We start from the raw sequence: 23,266 nt of genomic DNA, 5'->3' as shown, positions 1-23,266 counted from the left end.
TGTACTGGACACACGCACGTTATAAACTCGCTCGGTAGGCAGATAGGTCGTCTCGTCGATCCAGGTTTCTTTCAGATCGTACAGCCCTACCTCAACATTAAAAATCAGCTCGCCTTTGCTGTCGGTAAATCCCTGATCGGATCGCCATTCTTGTCGCGAGCTACCGAACCGTCCTTGTTGTACAGCGTAAACTCTACGCCTTGCAGCGGCTTGCCGTCCGGATCGACCTTTTTCAGCATCAGAATAGGCTGCCATCCGGCGCCTCCGCTAATATCCGCACTTTCTACCATGTATTCTGCATGGCTGCCGACATCCTTGGCGGCATCGTCGCCCATCATCTGCACATTGTTGCCGGCTTTGTCGCCGACACCCAGTACAGTGCCGTCGATTTCAGTTTGGTAGACGAACAGATACAGCTTGTTCGGGTTCGCCATCTTGAAGGTCAGAGTCGTTGTCCCGTCTGTCTCCTTGTTCGCCTCCACCTTGACCTCGCTGTCTGGAGCGTACAGATCAAGAGCCTCACCATCCTTCGCCAAAGCTCCGCTAGCCGTTAGCTTGGCAGGATAGACCGCCATATCGGGAGCTCGGAGTGAGAGTCGGTCAAATTCATCATTGCGCAGTTTAAGTCCTTGGCCTAACGTATCCTGCAAGTAGGCGGTATCCTTCACGGTAAATGGCGTGGCATATTCCACGGTCCACTCCAGCACGCCAGGCGCTGCTTTTTTCACAGTTTTGTTTATGGACTTTGACGGAGGAATGATGACTTTACGTTGAATGGGCGTCTTGTTATCCCGCTCGACGTCGACTACCGTATCCTCGTCTCCCCATTTGATGCGCAGCTCCGCCTTGTTATATACCGTCTGTTCTGTCTGACCGGCCTCGGCATAATGCTTGAGGGTTGCCGCCGTTGGACCCGCCTTCACCAAAATCACGTAAGGCTGTTCCAACTTCGTAAAGCTAAATGTCCCCACGTTGCCTGCGGCAGAAAAGCTTACCAGATTTTCGGGATCGGCAATAGGTACAGCAGGTGCAGTAGCGTCGACCCTTAACCCATAATCGGCTCTTGCCCCTTTATAAATCTCAAATGCTTTCCCCTCGGAATAAGGTTTAAACTCCCAGCCTTCGGGGAGTATGTCGACCACCTGAATATTTTGTGCGACATGCGTGCCGCCATGCTGCGCCATTTCCTCGGTTTTGATTCCGTTGGCATTGACCGACAGACGGAAGGTTACGGTATTGGTCGACCGGTCATAGGCCGCTCTTGTCCAATAGTCCTTCTCATTTCCAGAGTAGATAAAACTGTTGACCTGATTTGGCGCAACATTATCTTCCACGCCGGTTGTCGGATTCACCGGTTTTGACGCAAAGAGCATCCCCTTGGATAGCATTCCGCTGTTGAAAGCGTTAGCGTTCGAGCCTGCACCCATTACATAAGTTCCAGCGTCGAACAGAGATACCTGATTATAGAAATTACTCCCTAAATTGTGTGCAAAGTGCTTCCAGTTCGTCAAGAAAGTATTAAAGGTATACGTATGTACCTTTTCTCCGGTTGTAAGGCCGGTGACGGCCAGAATATCGGCGACTGCCTTGCCATCTTGGGTAATGGTATAGACTTTTTCAGTTAACCCATCGGCAGAGCTAAAGGAACCCGGCTTATACCGCTGCCAGTACCTTGGATTTGCCGTACTTTTGGTTCGTATTGCTGTCAAGAGTTCCGAATCGATGGGTGGACTGACCTGAACGTTATTCCAGTCTATGTCGCTTCCATCTCCATACACGAGCAGGTCATAAATGTTCCCGTCCGGCATCGCGTCCAGCGGCTTAACGGTCACCTTCCATCCTAAAGTACCTGATGTCAAATCACCGCCGTTGGCCGTCTTGCTCAGGCTATTGGTCGCTTTGTTGACCGTTGCCTGGTCTGTTACCCCGATATCGTTGTTTTGCCCGTTCCCGTCTGTCTGATCCAGATTCCACTTGGCGGTAGCCTTGTTAGTAAAGCTAGTTTGAGTGCCGGTAATGTCGGTGACAATGACCAGCCTCACCGGGCCTTCCACTTGTCCGAAGGAATAGACATCGTCTGCGGGCCTTGTCGTAATCGTATTGATATCCGACCATACATTTGCTTCAGACTTCTGAAACGTTGCTGACTTGAAGGAGAGCCCTACAGGGATGATATCCGTTATTGCCAAGTCTTGCAGAGGCTTCCTGTTGTATTTGCCATTATGGTTGACCGTAATGGTCCATGTGATGGTGTTATCCTTGTAGTTCTGCACGCCGTCCTTCTGAATCCAGACGGGCTTGAGCGCAACAGTCCACAGATTACTTGTTGCCAGCTCCGTATTGTCCGCTTTCAGCAATTTTACTGCGCTTGTTGCCGTACCAGTTGTTGCACCATTGCTTACTTGTTGTGTTGAGCTGAAGTCCCAGCTACTATCATTATACCGATATTGTTTGTAATATTTTTCCTTTGGGATCCAGGTTTCGAAGTTGATGGTTGCCGTATCGCCGATATTGTCAGGGAAGGTGTAGGTCAGCTCGCTCCCGTTATAGTTCGGCGTTGCTCCTGTCACGACGTTGTTGGCGGCATCCTTTACCTCGAAAGAACCTGTTACATAATTGCCTACATTAGCCAAATCATTGGAAAATATCGTTCCGTCCAGCGGCAGCTTGATGTTCACGTCGTCCATATCGGTAGCTGTGATGATCGCTTCCCATTTAACTTTGCCGGCTTGGAAATCGGTGCTGGATATCTCAACCCTGCCTCGCTGCTGCGTATAGCTCACAAAGCTGTCCGTGTTACTGTTGGAGCGTAAGCTGATGTTATACTTCGCTGTAACTTCCGGGTTTTCCAGCATGTAGCCGCTCCCGAATAAGGCGAGGGGCTTCGTCGTGCCGTAGCCCATTCCCGCCACATCGGCCTTAGCCGTGGTGTCAAAGCGGAAGTAAACATTTTTCCCTTGGAGGAATAAGCTATCATCGCCGTCAAAAACGACCTTAATGCTGGTCTCGGTGAAATAGGCGGTGCCCAGCTTGTAGTTTTGCCCGAACAGGGTGACGTTCAGAACTGTTGTGGCGTTCGTCAAGGTTACGCCCTCGAACCAATCCGCTTGCGTTAACTCAATGAAGTCGCCTTTTTGGATGTATGTGTTCGGTTCATTCACATCAATGCCTTCATCGCTCCGCATCGGCACACGGAGACTTTCCGACGTGATTGTAAAAGTCTGCCTGCCGTTGATCTTGTCAACGTTCGGGTCGTAGCCAGGGGCTGTAGTAGACTTTATCTCACTCGAAGGAGCCCCTTGGGAAACCGTCAGCGGAAAAGGGTCATTTTTACCCATAAATAAACTCGTCTTATCCGTTGGCCCAGCCGCTAAGGCCATCGGGGCGGAAGCCGGCTCATCATACACCGCTTCCGTTACTGACGTCGGTTCGTCCGCGCTCGGCAAATCCGCTTCGATAACAGCCGCCGGCCCGGAATCGCTTGGCGCGCTATCCGCATATCCAGTGACAGAGAATGCCACCGTCTGCAAGACAAGCATGATTGCCAAGCATAAAGAGAGTATTGCTTTACCTATGCTGCGTTTTCGTTTCAAAACTTATTTCTCCTCCATCCCGGAGCTGCTAAATTTTTAGCGACACTAAGATCATCGACCCGATTACGCTCAACCGAATAGACATCTTCCGTTTGCTTAATCCCAGCAGCCCTTTGCTTCATCGAAATCTTGCGGAGTTCCCTCCTTTTATACCTCCTCCCTTATTCCGAATGTCCACACTTTCTTTTTCATAGTTTAAAAACCTAATCTCTACAAAATCTCTACAATGTGAAGAATTGCTTTTGCCTTCTCCTTGCAAATCTCAATAATAGATTGGGAGTGATCATGAGGGAGGATATCCCTAAAGCGATCTCAGTTATCGGAAAGAGGGCTGTTCAAAAAGTAATACGTTCACTTGCGGTCATAAATGAAAATGAGCCCGGCATCATTACCGGACTCATTTCATTCAACTGCCTAATACATATGGTGCCGTTCAAACGATCTTATGGCTTGCTCCGCCGTTAAGGCAAGAGGGTGCGGCTGATTCGCGCTCCACCACTCCCCAGTTCCGATTAAGGCCGAAGAAGTGAAAGGAAGCGTGCCTCCAGAATCCATGCCTGGGTCGACTCTCTCCATATCGATTTGTTTCGGAGTCAAGGTTTTTAGCTCATAGGATGAAACCAAGCCGTCATACTCTGTGGTGATGATTACGGTTCCTTCCGAATTCGCCTTTACTACACCGCTAACGCTGATCTCCGCAATCCTTGGATCACTGCTTGTATAGGTGACGTTTATCTCTACCTTTTCACGGCTTCCATCACTGTATACTGCAGTAGTCACCGTTTGATCACTCTCTCCAACGGCCAGCGTATGTAGCCCCTCGAGCTCAAGCCCAATCAGGCGAACCGGCTCTTCTCCGTTGCCTTCTGATATCGATTGTAAAACAGGTCGTTTACCCATACCGTCCCATCTCCAAATCGCGTTAAAGTCCCACCCTAACCTGTCTGTATAGGTGGATGGAGTCTCTATTTCAGTTTCAGCTAGACCTAAGCCTTTAAGGGTTGTTAATGCTCCCTCAGCGACTCCTTCTTTATCAACCATCATGCCGTCAAATGCATAATTATTTTCGAGCGTGGCGGTGTGCCCCGCAAGAACTCGTCCCATCACCCGGTTCGCCATCGTTGGCGCCGTAACCGAAGGGCCCAGGGCAATGACATTTCTGACGACCGTATCATTGTATCCGTATCCAGTCACTCCGCCCGCATTGCTCGTCATCGCCCGAACGGTTCCAGACGCATACACGTTTTCTGTTAGGCTGCCCGAGTTCGTAATTCCGATTAGGCCGCCGGCCTGACTTACCTGAGCGGTTACATCCGCGGTAGAATAGCTGTTTCTTACGATGCCATTGGAATAGCCCACTAGGCCGCCGACTGTGCTGGAGCCAGTAATGGAGCCTGTTGAAAGACTATTCTCTATCTCGCCATTGTTCGTGTTGACGAGTATGCCTATTCTGCTCCCGCCAGTGACGCCGGCATCGATCATGGCTATATTTTTAATCACTCCGCCATTAAGATGGACTAAGCCGCCGCTCGAGGAATTAAAGTTGACTATTTTCTTCCCGTCGCCATCCAAAACACCGGTGAACGATACATCTTTAAAAAGTGGCTCAGCCGGTTGTCCTGCGTAATCCAAATCATGGTCCAAAATATACTTTTCTGCCGGGAAGGCTTCCATAACATTCAGATCTTCAATGGACTTGATTCGGTAATAACCAGCTTCATTTCTTTCCAAAGGCACGACAGGCTCGCTTGCCTCTTCAGGGTTACTGCTCAATACCGGACGCTTTAAAGCATCATTCCACATCCAAACCGACTCAAAATCCCAGTTCAGTCGATCGGTATACGTGTTAGGGTCTTCAACCTGCTGCTGAGAAAGCCCCAAACCCTTTCTGTTGTCAGCAGCGGCAATACTCTCGCCTTCTTTATCCACAATCATGCCATCGAACGCATAATTATTCTGAAGCGTTGCCGTATGCCCGGCAAGGACTCGTCCTACCACGCGGTTCGCCATCGTCGGCGTCACGACGGAAGGGTTAAGAGCAATCACGTTTCTAACAACCGTATCATTATAACCGTAGCCAGTCACTCCGCCTGCGTTGCTTCTAAGCGCCTGAACGGCTCCGGATGCATACACGTTTTCCGTTAAGCTGCCTGAGTTCGTAATTCCGATTAGACCGCCAGCTTGGTTCAGCTGGGCCGTTACATCTGCCGTAGAATAGCTGTTTCTCACGATGCCATTGGAATAACCCGCTAGACCGCCCACGGTACTGGAACCTTCGATTGAGCCCGTGACATAACTATTCTCTACCGTTCCGTTGTTTGTATTAACGAGTATGCCTATATTACTTCCGCCAGTGACGCTTGCATCTACCATAGCTATGTTTTTAATGGTTCCGCCATTGAGATGAAATAAGCCGCCATTTTCTGAATTAAAATTGGTTAAGGATTTATTGTTCCCATCAAACGTGCCAAGGAATGGCGTCGCTTTAAATAGAGGTTCAAATAGCCGCCCTTCAAAATCAAGATCATCCTCCAATATATAATTCTCATTTGGGAATTCGGATATCGTTTTTAATTCTTGAATCGAGCGAATGATGTAGTACCCCTCTTCATTCCGATCAAGCTTCGGTTTTGGGATATTGTCTTCGTTAATTTGCTCCAAATTACTTTGCAGTAACGGACGTTTGGCATCTTCGTTCCAGATCCAGATCGTATCAAAATCCCAACCGAGAGTCTCAATGAAAAAGGATGGCTTCGAGAATGCTTCTGCACCGACACCCTGTCCTTTCTCATTGTTCGGATCATTCGCCGTAACGTTCTCACTGCTAACAAACATATTTTCATCGGCGTAATTATTGACTAAAGTTGCCGTCTCCCCAGCTAGTACTCTGCCGACGATTCGATTCGATGCAGTACCTGTAACAATAGATGGATTTAATGCCATACTATTTCGAATAACTGTATTGTTATATCCGTATCCGCTGATGCCGCCAGCATTTGATTCTTCTGCTATTACGGCTCCGGTTGCATAGACCTGTTCTGTTGTACTCCCTCGGTTCGTAATCCCGATCAAGCCGCCGGCTTGCTTGCCTCGCGCATGGACTCGAGCTGTTGAATAACTGTTTCTAACGATACCGTTCGAGTAGCCCACAAGACCGCCAACCGTAGAATTGCCTCGAATAGATCCGGTACTGTAGGCATATTCTACGATCCCATCATTCTGATCAACCAGGATCCCAATATTACTTCGGCGAACATCAATGTCGGCATGGGTGATTCCTACATTACGAATCGCCCCTTCATTAATAGCAAAGAGGCCCGCGCCGCCCGAGGAGACTATAACGCCTGTAATCGTATGCCCTTGCCCATCAAACGTACCCGTGAATGGAGTGCCATTCACGCCAATGGCTTCAAAAAACATGCCCTTACCGTCAATGTCTTGAGCTAAAACAAAATGTTTGTCCGGGAACTCATGCATTTTATTGAGTCCACTGGCACTTTTGATTTGATAGGGGTTGCCTTCCGAACCATCGCCCAGCATGCCTTCTTTAGCTATTAACGGTTCCGTTAACGGCTCTTGATCGATTGGATTATTAACCACTCTTACGACGATCGTATGTTCATCGCCAAATGCAAGAGGGTTGTCAAATAAGATGATTTGTTCACGTCCGAGATGTTCTAGCGTTGCTTCTTGAATAACCGTTTCCAGCAGCTGTTCACCTGTATGATCCCGCTTTTCCCCGATAACGGTGACACGTTCAGGCGAGTTCGGATAATTCAGGACCCCGACGCCCTTCAAGACGTTATTTTCTATTATTGCGCTTGTTAAGTTCATATAATTTGCAGGTTGTTTAATCGTAAATGAATCAATTTCAACACCGTCGCTGTTGTAGGCTTTCAACGTGAGAGATTGATCGTTTGATTCTAAAATAACACCTGTCTGCTTATTTTCATCATATACGATATGATCCCAGTCAAACGATTTGTTATCATAGAACGTTGGACCTGATGAACCAACTGTCACAAAGGTTGTACCTAGATTCATCGCTTCTTCCGATATATCTTTTACACCGTTTCGTATGGTTGTCCGTTTATACACATGATCATGACCGCCAATGTACAGACTGACACCAAGCCGTTCAAAGGCTTGAGACAATTTCACTCTCATCATGTCCATACCGGTCTCATCACCTGATTGACCGCCATAATAAGGATAGTGCCCCATAACGATTTTCCACTTCTTGTCGGTTGCCCGCAAATCTTTTTCCAGCCATGACAGCTGCTTGTCGAAATCCACCACGGAATTCAGAACAGCAATGTGCATATCGCCATAATCAAACGAATAATTCGTTTCCCGATAACTGCCTTCGCCATTCTTCGGCAGGTTGAAAAACCCGGAGAATGGCCCGAATTTCCGCTCCGTCGCATGTTCACGATCCCCGACGATATGAGCAGATACTAGCCCCATATCGTTGTTGTAAATGTTGTTAAACACATCATTCCAAGCATAATGATTGCCGCCTAGTTCGACCAAGTCTCCGACTTGAATCACCGTCTGTCCGTTTGAATTCTTCTCCTGCAGAACGTCCAGCATATTGTTAAAGAGCTGGAAGCTTTCCGGATTTCGATCCGGAACTCCAAGATCGCCCATCACATACATAACGGCTTCCTCTGAAGCTGGTGCGGTCCTAAAGCTATAACTGTCGCTCCAAGGTCCAGTCGGCGACATTCCATACCGATAGTCATACGTAGTCCCTAAGCCGAGATCTGTTACATTCGCTTCATGAGCTGCAAGCACCCGATAGTTACTCTTGGCAAACGTATCACCATAGGCGACTTGAAAATAAGAGACTTCCGCTTGTACTACTTCCGCATTGTCCCACGTCGTCTCGGACTCAGGTTTGTACTGAACATACGACGTTTCTAATGCCTTATCCGTCACTACATTTATTCTTACTTCACGTTCATTCCCACCTACATTAACAATGGGTTGAAATTCATTTAAAATGATATCGGCATCCAGATTTTGCTGATCAACAAGGATTCGAATAAGTTCAACACGCGTATTTCCTTGAGCGTCGGTTGCTACATACTTAATGAAATACTCTCCGTACATGTCGACCTTGAAATGCTGATTTAGAGCCGCCACTTCTCCCTTATCATTTAGAACGATGGCTTCCACCGATAAAGATTGACCGCTGTGATCTGTCGCCGAAGCGCCCAGCACTTCTACCTGATCCCCAAGCTTAATAGTATCCGGATATTGTCCATGAACCTTAATTTCAGGCGCATGCACCGTGCCCCTCGTTTCATCACCAATCCATATTGGAGCACTTATAGCTTCTTCACCGTCCACTTGGAAAGCTCTCACGAGGAAGTAGTCCCCATCTTTACTTGCTAAGGATACTTCCTGATTAAATTGATTGCTGGCAATATTGCCGTACTCCTTGATAATTTCACCGCTGTTTTTGTAAACAACGACTTTATCCAACACATCGTTTGCATCAGGGTCACTTATCTGTATCTTGAGATTAATTTTCTTTGTTTTGGCCGGAAGAATCGACCCCATCATCCGACCTTTGGCTGAAACCGCCATTTCTAAGTTGCGATCAAATGATACATAGGTGCGGTGGTTTCGCATCGCCTCGTAAAGGCCTTCTCTAGTAAGCTTTTTCCCCCACATACCGGTCACATGGGGTTGAACCATTCCCCAATTTCCTTTGTGCTCGTCCCCGCCAAACACAGGAGAAACATGCCAGCCTCGATCTAATGCCTTGGTATAGATTGCAAAATCATTGGACGATTTGTATTCCATCAGATTAAGGTTTCTGTCAACTTCCCGGTTATAGTGTTTAAATTCATTGAAACTCCAATTTCCTGATGATCGTGGATGATTAAATTGCGCAATCGCATTCGGATCTTGGGCAAGTCTTGCGTAAAAGGTTGGCAGATCATATTTGATGTCGCTCCAGCCCCAAGTGCCATCCGCACCCACTCCATGTGTTCTTGCAAACCATGGGGCATTAAATAAGTTGATATGGCCTGCTTCATCATACCAAGTCACTTCCGTACCCGGCAGCGTAATAAATTCGTGATCATGATTGTGAGCATCGGATTGCTCATGCAGCAGCTTGTATTCTTCTGAATAAGAGTCTTGAACATTCGTAATAAAGTCACTGCCCGTACTGATGTCATAGGTCACGTCGTGTTCCGTCACTGCAAAAAAATCAAAATCTGTATTACTTTTCACAAAATTATAAGCATCATTAGGCAGCAAGATCCCGTCACTGAGAGAAGTATGGGAATGCATATGACCTTTGAACAGTGAAGCTCCTAAATACTTAGCTCTATCTTTTTTAGAGACACCATTCTCTGTCTCTGAAGACGCCGCGAATACATTAATGCCGTAATAAAGACTAACAACCCCCGCAATCATACAAGCCATCACAATAAAAGGTAGTCTTCTTCTTTGGGACTTCACTCAAAACCCTCTCCTTTTTCGGCTTAAAGTGTCTGACTGATAAACAAACAGCCCCTAAACCAAAAAATGCAGTCTGAAGGCTGTTCTATCCTCTATCTTGTTAATCACAGTTGCAACAATGGCTTAATGATTGGTGCTAGCGACTGTGCCATGCGCAAAAACCCGAGGTCCGTTGGATGTGTTCCGTCAACCGTACAATCATTTACGACGAAATCATCGCCCAGCAGCTTAAAGCCGTCAACGAAATGGATATTACGGTCTCCTTCTGCCATCCTCTGTTCCACATGCTCGATCTGAATCAGCCTGCGGCGATCATGAAGCCCCCTTCTCTCCACATAGAACTGGTCTTCCGCAGTGTAAATCCTAGAGACTACTAATATAGGAACTTCGGGATGCCGCTCTCTCAAAATTTGGATGAAGGCAGGCAGCGTTCGTGCAATGTTACCGGCCTCGCCCGTATTCCCTTCATAATCAAGAATGAATAGAGCCGGATCATCGATTTCCGACATGATATGCGCGAGCTCCGGCTCGCCCTTTCCATTCCCCGAGAAGCCAAGATTGACGAACTCCACCGGAATCATACGGCTGAGAATATTAGAATAAGCCATACCCGGCCGGGAGGCGCATCCCCCTTGCGTAATCGAAGTTCCATATATAATAACGGGTCTACTGCTTGCATAGGCAGGTGCATCGCTTATGACAGCATCCTTATCTACACCGATCCACACCTCTTCTACCCCTTGATAGAGCGGTAAATTTAAGGTGACGGCCACATCTTTTTTGGAATCCCACTGATAAAGCTGTGATTCATATTCACTTTCCGTTGGTTTGAATTTAGCCGTGGTGATAAAGCTCTGCTCTCCCGGCTCCCCAAGATAGCAGTCAACCCCGCACTGCCCTGTAGGCGGCATATGGTACATATTGGCCGGTCCGGCAAGGCGTACCCTTATGACCAGCCTTGAAGAATTCGTGCGAAAGCGAATTTGCCCGCCTGCCGTACAATAAGCAAGCGTATCAACCGCGGGAGGCAAGACAGCCTCGGAAGCCAAGGGCAGGCGTCTGTATATCCCATCCTGTGCAAGCCAAGGGAAGCCCGCGATGTGAAAGGGCGCTTCCAACGGAGAATGCCATCTCAACTCTTCGCCATTAGTTGTCTCCTGGTGTATAGTTCCGCCCAGTTGATCTAAGTTTATCTCTTTCGATTGAACGGTCATCTATTTCTACTCCCTCATTATATTTACTAGCAAAGCTGCGTTTACTCCATTTGGAATACATATTTTCGAATCGCCAGAGCAACGCCGTCCTCGTTGTTGGTAGCCGTGATTACGTCCGCTATGGATTTGATATGCTCTTCACCGTTGGCCATCGCAACACCGAGACCTGCCGCCTTCAGCAGCTTCGCGTCATTATCACTGTCCCCCATAGCAATGACATCGGACATCGAGAAGCCCAGCGTCTGACAAACCTCGCGCACTCCGCTTTCCTTTGTAATGCCTTTAACTGAAATCTCCATATTAGTAAGAGCCGAATGGGTAACCTCGAGCGTGCCCCAACTGAGCAGCTCTTCCTTAATTTCCGCAAGCTTCCGCTGATCATTGCTGCCAATGCCGAATTTCATCCAATCCCGTTCGAACATCTCCGGCGTCCATTCCTTGTCGCCCGTCAAGCTTTCCACGCTGTAGCCCCAGTACCACTCGCCCCGCTTGGCAGCAATGGCGTGCATATCGCGGACCGTGTCCCGAGGGAGGAAGACTCGCTTTTTAAGCCTGCCCGGTCCCTCCCAAACTTCTGCTCCATTGAGCAGCACCATGGGGGAATCGAGCCCAAGCTCATCCCAGAAGCCCTTGGCAGTTTGCAAGCCTCTCCCGGTGGAGAACATGACTTTAACACCCTGATCTACTGCATATTGAAGCCACTTTTTGGTCTCATCCGTAATGTGCTTTTCATCCGTCAGAAGCGTCCCGTCCAGATCCAATGCAATCAGCTTATATTTCGCCTTCACTTGCTCTGCAGTATTCATCCCTTCACCGCCCCCATGGTCGCGCCTTCCATAAGAAGTTTTTGGAATAAGATATAAATAATAATGGACGGTACCATCGCAATGGTTACACCGGCAAACAAAGTCACCCAATCCGCAGTAAACTCCATTTGCTTATTCGCAGAATACATTTGCACCGCAATGGGATATTTCTTGGGATCGCTCAAATAGATGAACGGCGCTAAGAAATTGTTATAGAACCCTAAGAACTTGAATACGCCAACGGTTACAATTCCCGGTGTAGACAAAGGAACGATAACACGCCAAAACTTTTGGAATAATGTAGCGCCATCCATCGTTGCGCTCTCCTCAAGCTCCATCGGCAGAGAGCTCATAAACCCTCCGAGCAGCATAAGATAGAACACGCTTTCACCTAGACTGGACAGAAGAATTAATCCGGTCAAGCTATTGGTCAAACTCAGTTCCCGCATAATGACATACTGGGGTACAAGCGCATTGATGCCAGGCAGGAACAGGGACAACATAATCAAGCCCCAAATCAATTTTCTGCCTTTGAACTGCATTCGAGTAAGCGCATAGGCGTTAATTGTCGTAAAGAAAAGCCCAAGCACCAGACTTCCGCCAACATAATAAAGGGTATTTAAGAGTGATTGCCCAAAACCGTATTGATTCCAAGCCTTCGAATAATTCTGCCATCTTAGTTCCGAAGGCAGCGCCCATATATCTTTAAAAAACTCAGGATTGCTTTTTAACGATTCATAGATAACCCAGGCTAAAGGAAATAATATGGTCAGCGACCAAGCATAAAGCAGCACACGCCACACAACGTCCATAAACGTTCGTTTTTCCTTCAAACTTTATCCCTCCGAACTTCATATGGAAACTAATACTCGTAGCCTTTGTTCGGCACAAATTTATCGATTAACAGCTTTGCCGTTACTAATATGACGAACAGGATCATACCGACTGCGGAAGCGTAGCCGTAATTCCGATACTCTACGCCAAAAGCCAAGTTAAACATGTAGAGGCCGATGACATCCGTCGACCCGAATGGGCCCCCGTTTGTCATAATGAGGATGATTTCAAAACCCTTCATCGTGCCCACGACCAGGAACAAAGCGCTGACCCGAATAATGGGCGTAACAAGCGGCATTGTAATTTTAAACAAACGCGTCATATGTCCGGCCCCTTCAAGAATCGCCGCCTCGTACAATGACTTTGGAATCGCCAGCATCGCATTGGCAAAGATAATGACGTACAAGCCGACGCCGCCCCATACCCATGCCGGGATAATCGACGCAAGCGCCGTATTTTCATTGCCCAGCCAATAGAAATTACCGGTATCAACGCCAATGAACTTTAGAAGCCCATTCAGCAAACCGTACGATCCGTCATAAATAAAAGCCCAGAGGAGCGCGACTACGACCGTAGATAAAACATTCGGAAAGAAAAACAATATCTTCAAAAACTTATTTTCTTTATACGATTTATTTGTAATTAAATAGGCAAGTATCAAAGAGATGATAATAACAAAGAAGGGCACCGTTATCATTAAAATCAAGTTGTGGGTAAGCGCGCGCCACACGTATTTATCTTGAAATGCGTTGACGAAATTGGACAACCCGACAAACGTTGCATCCGTAAACCCGTCCCAATTAAGCAGCGCATAATAAACGGATAAGATGTTCGGAAACAACGTGAAAAGCAAATATCCGCCAAAGGGAGGCACAATGGCTATGAACAGAAATATCCACTTCTGCGTATTCGCTTTATCAAGACCCAGTTTGCGCAGCACAGAGGGCCTTGGTGTCTTCACAGCGGTTAAATCAGACACGAAAGATCAACTCCTATCTTACTGGACGTGAAAATCCGACTTTTGAACACGTACTATGTGAAGCCTATAGGGTCGCAGAAGTTAAAACGGAAGAGCGGAGATGAGTCCTCCCCGCTCCATCACGTCTTATTTTTTCTTTTCAGCCTCTACAGCTTTCTTCAGCAGCTCTTCGGCTTGCTCCAGAATCGGTTTCGGATCCTGCATACCCATAGCAAATTTAACAATATTCTCATTCAATAATTTTTCCGCTTGAGCAAGATTCGGATCGGAAATACTGATAGACCGGCTTGCTTTATAAGTTTGAGCATTATTATCCGCAATGTACTTCAGAACAGATTGGGCGGAACTGGAAAGGTTAGCCGTTCTGGCAGGGTCTTCCGTCAAATCCTTGCGCATTGGCAAAGCGCCTGCCTTTTCAGCAGCAAATTGTTGATTTTCAAGCGTAACCATCCATGTGATCAATTCTTTGGCCCACTTTTTGTTAAGCTCCGGCTTAGCTGCCCAGATATAGTTGAAGTTTGAAGTTCCGCTTCGAATCCAAAGCGTTTGATTTGTGTCGTCTCTGAAAGGAACAGCCATGAAGCCCCAATCGAAATCCTCGGGTGTTGCTTCCTTCATCTCATTCTCGACATGAGTCCCTGTCGATACCATCGCCGCTTGTCCCTGAATAACCTGCATTTGCGATTGCGTATGGTTCAATGCCGGAAGTCCTTCTGCAAAATATCCCAGCTTCCCAAGCTCATAGATGCGCTGCCAGGTTTCAACTGTCTCCGGATTTGTGTATTGCGGCAGACCATAGGTTCTATAATTTTCGATAAATTCATCCACATGGCCATTGATATCAGCCAGCTCAAAATTTTTGGCTGTTCCGAAAGCCCAGTTATGGTAGCTTGGATGAATACCCGGGAACGTTATGGGAGCAATGCCGTCCGCTTTAATGTCTGCTAGAAGTGCTTTAAATTCATCCCATGTGTTCGGGTTTTGGTTCCAGCCATGCTCTTCGAATAGCTTTTTATTAAAAAACAACCCGCCAAAGCTGCTCGCCGTCGTAAATTCATATCTTTTCCCATTGATCAGCTGCGTTGACTCGTACATGCCCGGCATCATAAGATCCTTGACCTTTTTGTCCGGCACGTCTGGAAGAGGGTATTCCCAAATGTCATCCATTGGTTCAAGCTTGCCGGCTTCAGCGAGCCCCACAATACCCCCCGCTGGATCTGTATTAAATAGATCAAACATGTCATTATCATTGCCCGCAGAGATTTTTGTAGAAAGAATCGTCTTCATATCAGCTGAAGCCGTGATGTCTACTTTGACATTTGGATACTTGGCTGTGAACGATTCAACTGCATAATCGAACCACTCCCGGCCATATCCTCCTACAAAGAAGCCTACCTTTAGCGTTACTTCCTCATTCTTCGGCAATCCATTCTCATAAACTTCTACTTCTGCAGATACACCCGGCTTATCCGAACCAGCAGGAGTTGTACTTGGACTAGCCTCGTTCTTTCCGCTGTTTCCACCGCAACCAGCCAGCATGGCTAATGATAATGCCGCTGCAACACCCGTGCTCATGAATCGTCTCATTTTTCCATTAAACATTATTTCGCTCCCCCGTTAATTAATAAATAAATTGGATTAACTATTTAAGCATAACTATGATTTGTTAATCAGCAATCAAATCAGGGTAAATAATTTGTAAATAAGTACTGGCTTTGGCCTTTTAAGCCTCACCTCCCATATATTCTGGAAACGCTTACATTTTAATTATTAAACGGCCAGTTGTCAACCTTTTTGTCAATCGTTTTGATCATTGATGACCCTCTTAATAATAGGGAGAGTTAATCGAAATGCTCGAATCTCCAAAAATGTTAATTTAAGCTGGAATCCCACGATGCTTCTAAGGCTTCGATTGGCGCAGAATCCGCCCTTTATGCCAAGACGATGCATAATATACTTCGTGCGGCGGACATGAAATAAATTGGTTATGATAACAAAAGATTTTAGCTGGTACTGCTCCATCAATTGCTTGCTAAAGATTAAATTTTGAACGGTGTTGTTTGACTTGTCTTCTTCTAACACTCTTTTTGCTGGGACGCCCTTCTCAATCAGGTACTTCTTCATCAGCTCCGCTTCCGAGCGACGTGAACCAACCGCTCCCCCCGATACAATGATATATTTGTGCCCATACTGCCGAAATAGTTTGTACGCTTCATCCAGTCTTTCTTTAAGCAACGGGTGTATTCGGCCGTCTTTAGATACATAGCCAAGTACAATAAGTGCATCTGCTTTACCAGGTTGTAACATAACTGCATGCAGCCAGCATATGTAAGTCAGCACCGTCATCGCTGCTATTGCAATGATCCATCCAATCCATACCATTACTTACTCCTCTAGGCGTCAAATTATTGTATTTAATCAAATCAGTTTACAAATATAATATCCTTTTTTATCACAATGTCAATACAATTGGCTGCGTTTTTTTCATTGTTTTTGGATTGAAAGTTTCCGTACTGATTGTATCATGCTGCATAAAACCGCCATCTATCATCGTTTTTAAGAAATTTAAAAATGTACGTTAGTTGAATTAAACGAACTTGCAACTTTTATTCGCCTCGTATTAATGCTACACTTGAAGCAAAGTATGTTCCTAATTTGTCAAATGTTTTGAATCTATATTATATAAAACGTTGTTGGAAAGAGGATGCATATCGTGAGTGATTCGGTTAAACAAACCAGCCATATGTTATTAAAATCAATAAATCAGCAGAAGGTTCTTTTTCTCATTTATTCAGAGGGGCCGATCTCTCGCGTAGAGCTTGCGGAAAAGACTGGACTAAGCAGACAAACGGTAACCAACATCGTGAATCGCCTGTTGAAGGAAAAAATAATCGTGACAGGGGAGCTTATGGACTTGGAGGCAGGCAGCGGAAGGAAAAGAGTCGGCCTTCATATCAACAGCGGCCATTTTTATGCCATCGGGCTTGAGCTCGCCGGCAAATACATTCGCGGAAAAGTGTTCAACCTGCGTCAAGAAGCTGTCGCATCCGCTGAACGCACGATCAACAAATATGGTTCTATAGATGTGCTGATGCAGCTGTTGCATGAAGTTATCGATGAGCTGCTCACCCAGGTGCCCAACGCCTCCAAAGTAAAAGGGATCGGAATCAGTATGCAGGGCCTGGTAGATTCTCAGCATGGCATCGTTCTGCGGACACCCGGCATAGGCGTTCATCGCCTGCCGCTCAAGCAGCTGCTTGAAGACAAATATGACATACCCGTGTATATCGAGAACGATGTCAATCTTCTCTCTGTCAACGAGAATATGAACGGCTGCTTGAAGGATTCCAATAACAATATCACCATCAAGTTTGATTATGGTACAGGCGGCGCGATCGTCCATGATAAACAAATTATTGCAGGATCAAGCTTTGTTGCAGGTGAATTCGGGCATTATAAAGGCTTCTATGGAGAAGATGCCTATCCATGCCATTGCGGCAGATCCGGATGCTTAACGACGCTGGCTTCCAGCAGCGGACTTAGTGTTTCCATCAAATGCACACTAGAGGAGTTCGCAGAAGGCATAAGAACAGGAGATCCTAAGTTCCTTGGTTTATACGAAAAAATTGTCGATGGCATCGCGATCGCCGTTACCAATATCATTACATTTATCAATCCAGACAGCCTGCTTATGACTGGCCGAGTCATTCCTACCATCAGTCCCGAAATGTTCAACGAGATTAAAGCTAGGGTGATGCACCAGTTGCCTGTGACAGTTAATAACGTACAATTAATCCACCTTCAGGACAAACCGGATGAAACCAAGCTTGCTGCCGGGTTAGTTATTAAACGCGCATTTGAAATACCGCTGGATACTTTATCTCTTTGATTGCGCCCCTTCATGAATTCTCTCCCCCTTGGATGGAGTTCTTCCGTTAGATTTTTGCACGGTAGGATACCTTGATTTCTGGACTATAAGTAAAAGCAGGCCCTCTGTAAACTTGCAGATGGCCTGCTTCAATAACCTTTATCCTTATGCCTTTTTCTTCAGACCAGGAACAATCCTGCAAGCGGCAGGATGCATCAGCCAACAAATAGCTGTGCATATTCGTAGCCGTATTTGGTACCTTGTTGTTCTTAAATACGATGTTATTAAAGTACAGTAATCCCACTCTCAAAAATGACTTTCAAATAGTCACCTTCAACGTGAAACTCAACGCTCAAAGTCAAATCATTAGGTTCGCCATCGGTCGTCAATGCATATTCGTAAGCAATTCCGCTTCCATCGTTAAAGTGATAGAAAGATTCTTGTTGATAAACACTGCCATCTTTATAAACAGGCCTAAAGGTGCATGCTACATCAAACCTATCGATCTGTTCCAACTCATTATCTTCCTTAAAACTCTCGATGACCTCTTTTAATAGCTTAACGTCCCAATTCTGCATATCATCAACGTTTCGGGCAATTTCCTCATATCGTCCATCTGCGATGGAGTCAACAATCTCTTTTGCGAACGCCCGAATAACATCTTCCTCTTTGCCTAACACCCGTTTAAGCATACCATGTGCTCCTTTATCTCCAGAATCATATGTATCTTACGGAGACCGTCCTTTCACTGCTCCATCACGATGTCTTACTCACCTGCAGCAACTCGTCCCGCGCTTCGGTCAGCGCAAACCCCAGCAGGTTTCGCCCCCGCCATTTCACGGGATTCTCCGCATCCGGATTGGACTGGCCCATGCCGATCCCCCATATGCGGTCCCGCGGGCTGGCTTCGACGAGGATGCGGTTCTTCGTCGACTTGAGATAATCGCCGAGCTCCGGATTCTGCGAAAACTTGGCCAAGCTGGCTCTTTTGACGATGCCGTAGCCTTCCTTGTCCCAAGTATCCTTGTCAAAGTTACGGACCGCGCGCCCATAAGCCTTCATTTCCTTGGGATGCTTAGCCGTAAGGATCGACTCCAGCATTTCGTTGTCGCCGAACAGCCTTGCCTTCTCGGCCATCATAAACTGCTCGGCACAGGAATACTCCGTCCCCTCTACCGTGAACGAGCACATCCACCACTGGCTGAAGCAGCTTTTGTCGACGCCCCCGTCCTTAGGCGGCGTATGGCCCCAAAAGAATACATACTTGAACGTTTTTCCTTCGTTATAAGCTTTTCTTAGCTCATTGAGATTGTAGATCATCCGTTAGTCCTCCAGTTTTCTCCGATACAACCGGGATGGTCGATGTCCCGCATTTTCGGTGTAATGATCGGTCTCCGCCACGAGATCGGCTACCTTGCGCCGGAAGGCCGCCTTCAATAGCTCTTTATCCATAATGACCTCATAAACCTGCTGCAGTTCCGTCAAGGTAAAAAGCTTTGGCATTAAGTGCAGCGCAATATCGGTATCATTCACTTTTCCCCGCAGCCGCTCGATCGCGCATGCTATAATCTTTGCATGGTCGAAGGCCAACCCGTTATTCGATACAATCTTATACTCCGTGCTAGTCGATGTCGTCTTCACCGTCAACGTTCTGGCCACGACTGCCGAAAGCTCCTCTTCACCGCTTAGCTTGAGTTCATACTCCAGCGTCTTGACGTATCCGTCCTCCATCAACTCTTTCTGCTCCCGCAGCTGCCGATAGGAGACCTTGAACCAAGAGGCGTCGGCCGCATCGTCTCCCGCTCTAAGCTCCAACTTATCACTGTTGATCAGCGCCATGTAGCTGCAGCTCATCACCCAGGTTCGGGGATCCCGCCCGATATCGCTGAACGTATATAGCTGCTCCAAATAAACGTCGTCCACGCCGGTTTCCTCACGCAATTCCCTTGCAGCGGCCTGCTCAGTCGTCTCGCTCGGCTGGACAAAGCCGCCAGGCAGCGCCCATTTCCCCAGGAAGGGGTGACCTCCCCGGCGGATGAGCAGGATGCGGAGCTCTTTTTCCGGTAATTTGCGATAACTGTCAGCCACCCCATTCGTAACCGTGAAGATCACCATATCGGCTGCCACCGAAGGCCGCTCGTAATCTCCTGCCCGGTACTGCTCCAAAAATTCGCGTTCCGTAAGTCCGTTCCGATCCAACAAATCCAATGGGGGCGCCTCCTTTTTTTTTGATTCTAAATGAGCTGTGGTTATGGGTTCACTTTACTCCCTGCCTGCATCCAATTCTAACCGTTCAGCTCCCCGAAATAGTTTCGATAGGGCTCGAACTTCGCCAGCACCTCGTCTACTTTGCGCATGCGTTCCTCCAGGCTTCCCCGCAGCGTAATGTAGGGAATGCGCCGCTCCTTCAAATCCGCGATGATCTGCTTATGAAAAACATGCCGCTTCTGATCCCCGCTTCGATCCCACGTATCGTCGTAAGGAATATCGTCGTCGCACAAGAAGAACAGATCGTAGCGCTGCGCATTCTCCAGAGCAATCCGGGTCAATAGCTCCGGTGCCTCGCCGTGGTAATCCATAGCGAACATATACGTCGTAATCGCATTGGTATCAACGAACAGAAATCGGTTCGCCGCAAGCAAAGCCTGCTCTTCGCGCTCGATATGACCTACTGCGATTTCATCGAACGCCTCTAGGCCGATTCTGCGGTCCACCTGATGCTCGGTCCAATAATCGCGTCCGTATTCGCTCGCGTAGTCCGTGTTATACTGTCTTGCCAGCGCTTCGGTGATCGTCGACTTCCCCGTCGACATCGCCCCAACAAATACCACCTTCGTGATTAAGTCCCGGTACACGATATCACTTATGAACTCCCTGTACTTATATGGGTCGGAACGGATCATCGTTGCAGAGATCGGAACCCGCTCGCGGGCTTCATCGACCCGTCGGTCGACCGAGCCCAAAGCGAGACTCATATGACTGCCGTAAAACTCGCTCGAGTAAAAATGCGTGACTTGCTCGCCGTTCAGTAAACCGAGTATATACTGTTCTTCCCGAATCTCATGCGCTCTGTCATCCGAATACCCGTCCGGTCCGTCCCAAGCTTCGATGACCCGGACTGCCGGGTATAGTCGCCGTATCCAATTCGCCCGGATATGAAGCGGGATCGGAGTGACCGTCGTCTCGTAAATGACCACGATTAATTCATCGACCTCTTGCAGCGCCGTTTCGATCATGAACTGATGGCCTTTATGCAGCGGGGCAAACTTTCCTAGCGTTAATCCGAGCGTTTTCATGCCGCCACCTCCTTGGCCCCTTTGTTCCAATTGTAATACCCGTATACCGCATTGACCAAGTACGCGCTCCACATGACGATCATCAGCATGCCTTCGCTGCTGCCCTCCAGCAATCGAATCGCCCACAGCAGCACCGTAAACAAATTCAACACAATATAGACCAGCCATTGTTCCTTGAATCTGCGGACCATTAAGAAGGTAGCTACAACGGACAGCACCGTCGTAGTCGCATCGATGTAAGGCGAGTTCTGTCCGGGGATGAACGAAAGCCCATATCCCAGCAGCAAACAGCCCAATACACAGACGGCCCCAACGAGAAGCAGGCCTCTAAGCTCCATTTGGCGCATGATCAGCTTGCCGTCTTGGCGGTTATTTTTCCACATGTAGAAGCCAATGACGTTCATTGGAACGAAGAATAGCAAATTCAGCATGACCTCTCCAAACAAACCGTTAATGTAGGCAAGATAAGCGTAACCGACGGTATTGTACATGCCGAAAACATAGCTCATCAGGTTGCCCTTCGCCGCAAGCACCACGCATAGCACCCCGGTAATAAAAACGGTAAATCCGAATAAAGAGTCCTTTGAAATCACCGTAAACAAGGCGGCAATCGAGGTAAACAGCGCCAACCACGCTATTTCGAACAGGCTCCAGCCACTCGCAACCTTCTTCAAATTGCATCCCCTCCGTCTTCTCCACTGAGTTTACAGAGCGAAAACGCCCAATCAAACTTAGTATCATTTTGTTAATAACAATTTGTTACTATCAAAAATAACAGAAAATCCATCTTAGGGCAAGTGAAATCTCCCCATTTATCGCAGGCTTGATTTTTACCTTCTGTAGCCCGGTCAACAGATAACGAAAAACATGGGAGAGGACGAACACCACTTGTTACAACACGGAATATACAAATATATAGGCACTTATCCCAATCATGCTTATTCTGTACACTTTGCGAATCGGAATAGGCACAAAGGAGTGTGTAGGTTGGTACTAAAATCATCTCACTATTTTGCCCACGGCAACACTGCGCGCGGGGCTCATTTCTTGTATACATCCGCATTTGATGGGTTGAACAAGATCTTTGTCCTTACGGGGCCCCAAGGCACGGGGAAATCGACGGTCATGCAAAGCTTGGCGGATAGCCTGCTGGATAAAGGCTCCCATGTGCAATGCTTCCACTCCCCTCTCCGTCCCGACGAACTGGATGGCATCATTTGTACGGAATTGAAGGTTGGTATTGTCGACGGGCGAGTCTGCAAGGGGATTTCGGATAGCGGGGCCGGTGACATCGTCTTTATCGATTTCGAGGAAGCGTTTGATGACAGCCTTATTTTACCGGGAGACTTCATCACGATAGAAGATCTTAGAGTCAAGCTTGAGAGTGCCTACTCCAATGCGTATGAAACGTTCGCAGCAGCATTGCGGATTCATGACGAGTGGGAAAAATTTTATATCGATAACATGGATTTCACGAAGGCTGACCAGATTGCGCTGGAATTGATTCAAGAATTATACGCCGGTCATGAAAGCGATACGTCAACCACTTCGCGTCACGTATTTTTCGGAGCTGCGACTCCGAGGGGGGCTTATGATTTTATTCAAAGCTTGACCGCTCAGCTGGAAAGACGGATTTTCATCAAAGGAAGGGCGGGATCCGGCAAATCGACGCTGCTGAAAAAGCTTGCCTCCGCTGCCGAACAGAAAGGAATCGATGTGCAAGTGTTTCATTGCGGCTTTGATCCGAATAGTTTGGATATGTTGATATTCCCGAAGCTTCAAACAGCCATCTTCGACAGTACCGCTCCGCATGAATACTTTCCAGATCGGGACGGGGATGAGATCCTTGATATGTATATACGGACTATAGCTCCTGGAACAGATGAAGCCCACGCTGCCGAAATAGCCGGTATCAAAGCACGCTATTCGGCAAAAATGAAAGAGGCCACCTCCCATCTGGCCGAAGCCGAAGCCATCGATTCTCAAATTAAGGCCTACTATGTTGCGGCCACCGATTTTTCGATTGTAGAGAAACTCCACCTGCAATTACAGTCCGAATTGAATGAACTGATCGGCTCCATTCAGCCTTCATAATAAGATACCACCCAAAAGCGTTCGATTTCAGACGGGGCTCAGCAGTCTAAAACAAGCTGAGCCCCGTTTGAGATTGAATCTGCTTCCGCTTCTCCTATGGCC

The 23,266-nt window shown here is 47.4% G+C and carries 15 protein-coding genes; 2 read left to right on the top strand and 13 right to left on the bottom strand.

Annotated elements, in window-relative coordinates; all coding sequences use genetic code 11:
• Nucleotides 1-104: 104 nt before the first annotated feature.
• From JNUCC32_RS31640 to JNUCC32_RS25455, 8 genes are all read right to left on the bottom strand, one after another.
• On the bottom strand, nt 105-3,593 hold the full coding sequence (locus JNUCC32_RS31640; RefSeq protein ID WP_228468822.1) for a collagen binding domain-containing protein: 3,489 nt from the start codon (nt 3,591-3,593) through the stop codon (nt 105-107).
• Nucleotides 3,594-4,007: 414 nt separating this feature from the next.
• Nucleotides 4,008-10,073 (bottom strand): CehA/McbA family metallohydrolase, encoded by a 6,066-nt coding sequence (locus tag JNUCC32_RS25485; RefSeq protein ID WP_192570181.1) that lies wholly within the window; start codon nt 10,071-10,073, stop codon nt 4,008-4,010.
• Between the two features lie 104 nt (nt 10,074-10,177).
• Entirely contained in the window at nt 10,178-11,287 is a 1,110-nt protein-coding gene (locus JNUCC32_RS25480; protein WP_192570180.1) for an SGNH/GDSL hydrolase family protein, read from the bottom strand.
• A gap of 41 nt (nt 11,288-11,328) precedes the next feature.
• Complete coding sequence (locus JNUCC32_RS25475) at nt 11,329-12,093, bottom strand: Cof-type HAD-IIB family hydrolase (RefSeq protein WP_192570179.1); 765 nt, start codon at nt 12,091-12,093, stop codon at nt 11,329-11,331.
• A complete protein-coding gene (locus JNUCC32_RS25470) occupies nt 12,090-12,926 on the bottom strand; it encodes a carbohydrate ABC transporter permease (protein ID WP_096777233.1) in 837 nt (278 codons plus the stop codon). The genes JNUCC32_RS25475 and JNUCC32_RS25470 overlap by 4 nt, the downstream gene beginning before the upstream one ends.
• Before the next feature lie 29 nt (nt 12,927-12,955).
• Nucleotides 12,956-13,906 (bottom strand): carbohydrate ABC transporter permease, encoded by a 951-nt coding sequence (locus JNUCC32_RS25465; protein ID WP_192570178.1) that lies wholly within the window; start codon nt 13,904-13,906, stop codon nt 12,956-12,958.
• 126 nt (nt 13,907-14,032) lie between these two features.
• Nucleotides 14,033-15,508, bottom strand: coding sequence for an ABC transporter substrate-binding protein (locus tag JNUCC32_RS25460; protein WP_192570177.1), 1,476 nt, complete (start codon nt 15,506-15,508; stop codon nt 14,033-14,035).
• Between the two features lie 195 nt (nt 15,509-15,703).
• Nucleotides 15,704-16,288: a YdcF family protein gene (locus JNUCC32_RS25455; RefSeq protein ID WP_192570176.1), complete on the bottom strand. Its 585-nt coding sequence runs from the start codon at nt 16,286-16,288 to the stop codon at nt 15,704-15,706.
• Nucleotides 16,289-16,619: 331 nt separating this feature from the next.
• Here JNUCC32_RS25455 and JNUCC32_RS25450 point away from each other — a divergent pair, with 331 nt between their 5' ends.
• Nucleotides 16,620-17,795, top strand: a complete 1,176-nt coding sequence (locus JNUCC32_RS25450) for an ROK family transcriptional regulator (protein WP_192570175.1) — start codon at nt 16,620-16,622, stop codon at nt 17,793-17,795.
• Between the two features lie 263 nt (nt 17,796-18,058).
• On the opposite strand, the gene JNUCC32_RS25445 is transcribed toward JNUCC32_RS25450, so the two are convergent.
• The 5 genes from JNUCC32_RS25445 to pnuC all read right to left on the bottom strand — a co-directional run bounded on the left by JNUCC32_RS25445 (nt 18,059) and on the right by pnuC (nt 21,744).
• A complete protein-coding gene (locus JNUCC32_RS25445; protein WP_192570174.1) occupies nt 18,059-18,466 on the bottom strand; it encodes a DUF7668 domain-containing protein in 408 nt (135 codons plus the stop codon).
• A 64-nt stretch (nt 18,467-18,530) separates the two neighbouring features.
• A complete protein-coding gene (locus tag JNUCC32_RS25440) occupies nt 18,531-19,094 on the bottom strand; it encodes a riboflavin biosynthesis intermediates N-glycosidase (protein WP_192570173.1) in 564 nt (187 codons plus the stop codon).
• Nucleotides 19,095-19,097: 3 nt separating this feature from the next.
• Nucleotides 19,098-19,982, bottom strand: a complete 885-nt coding sequence (locus JNUCC32_RS25435; RefSeq protein WP_096777240.1) for an NUDIX hydrolase — start codon at nt 19,980-19,982, stop codon at nt 19,098-19,100.
• A gap of 77 nt (nt 19,983-20,059) precedes the next feature.
• A complete protein-coding gene (locus JNUCC32_RS25430) occupies nt 20,060-21,070 on the bottom strand; it encodes an AAA family ATPase (protein WP_192570172.1) in 1,011 nt (336 codons plus the stop codon).
• Nucleotides 21,067-21,744 carry a nicotinamide riboside transporter PnuC gene (pnuC, locus tag JNUCC32_RS25425; RefSeq protein WP_096777242.1) on the bottom strand — a complete coding sequence of 226 codons (678 nt, stop codon included), beginning with the start codon at nt 21,742-21,744 and terminating at the stop codon, nt 21,067-21,069. The genes JNUCC32_RS25430 and pnuC overlap by 4 nt, the downstream gene beginning before the upstream one ends.
• Nucleotides 21,745-22,057: 313 nt before the next feature.
• On the opposite strand from pnuC, the gene JNUCC32_RS25420 reads away from it, so the two are divergent.
• Nucleotides 22,058-23,164, top strand: a complete 1,107-nt coding sequence (locus tag JNUCC32_RS25420; protein ID WP_192570171.1) for a PRK06851 family protein — start codon at nt 22,058-22,060, stop codon at nt 23,162-23,164.
• The last annotated feature ends 102 nt before the right edge of the window (nt 23,165-23,266 follow it).

The sequence above is a fragment of the Paenibacillus sp. JNUCC32 genome (assembly GCF_014863545.1).
Lineage (GTDB): Bacteria > Bacillota > Bacilli > Paenibacillales > Paenibacillaceae > Paenibacillus_AQ > Paenibacillus_AQ lautus_A.
This window is presented reverse-complemented; position numbering and strand designations above follow the sequence as displayed.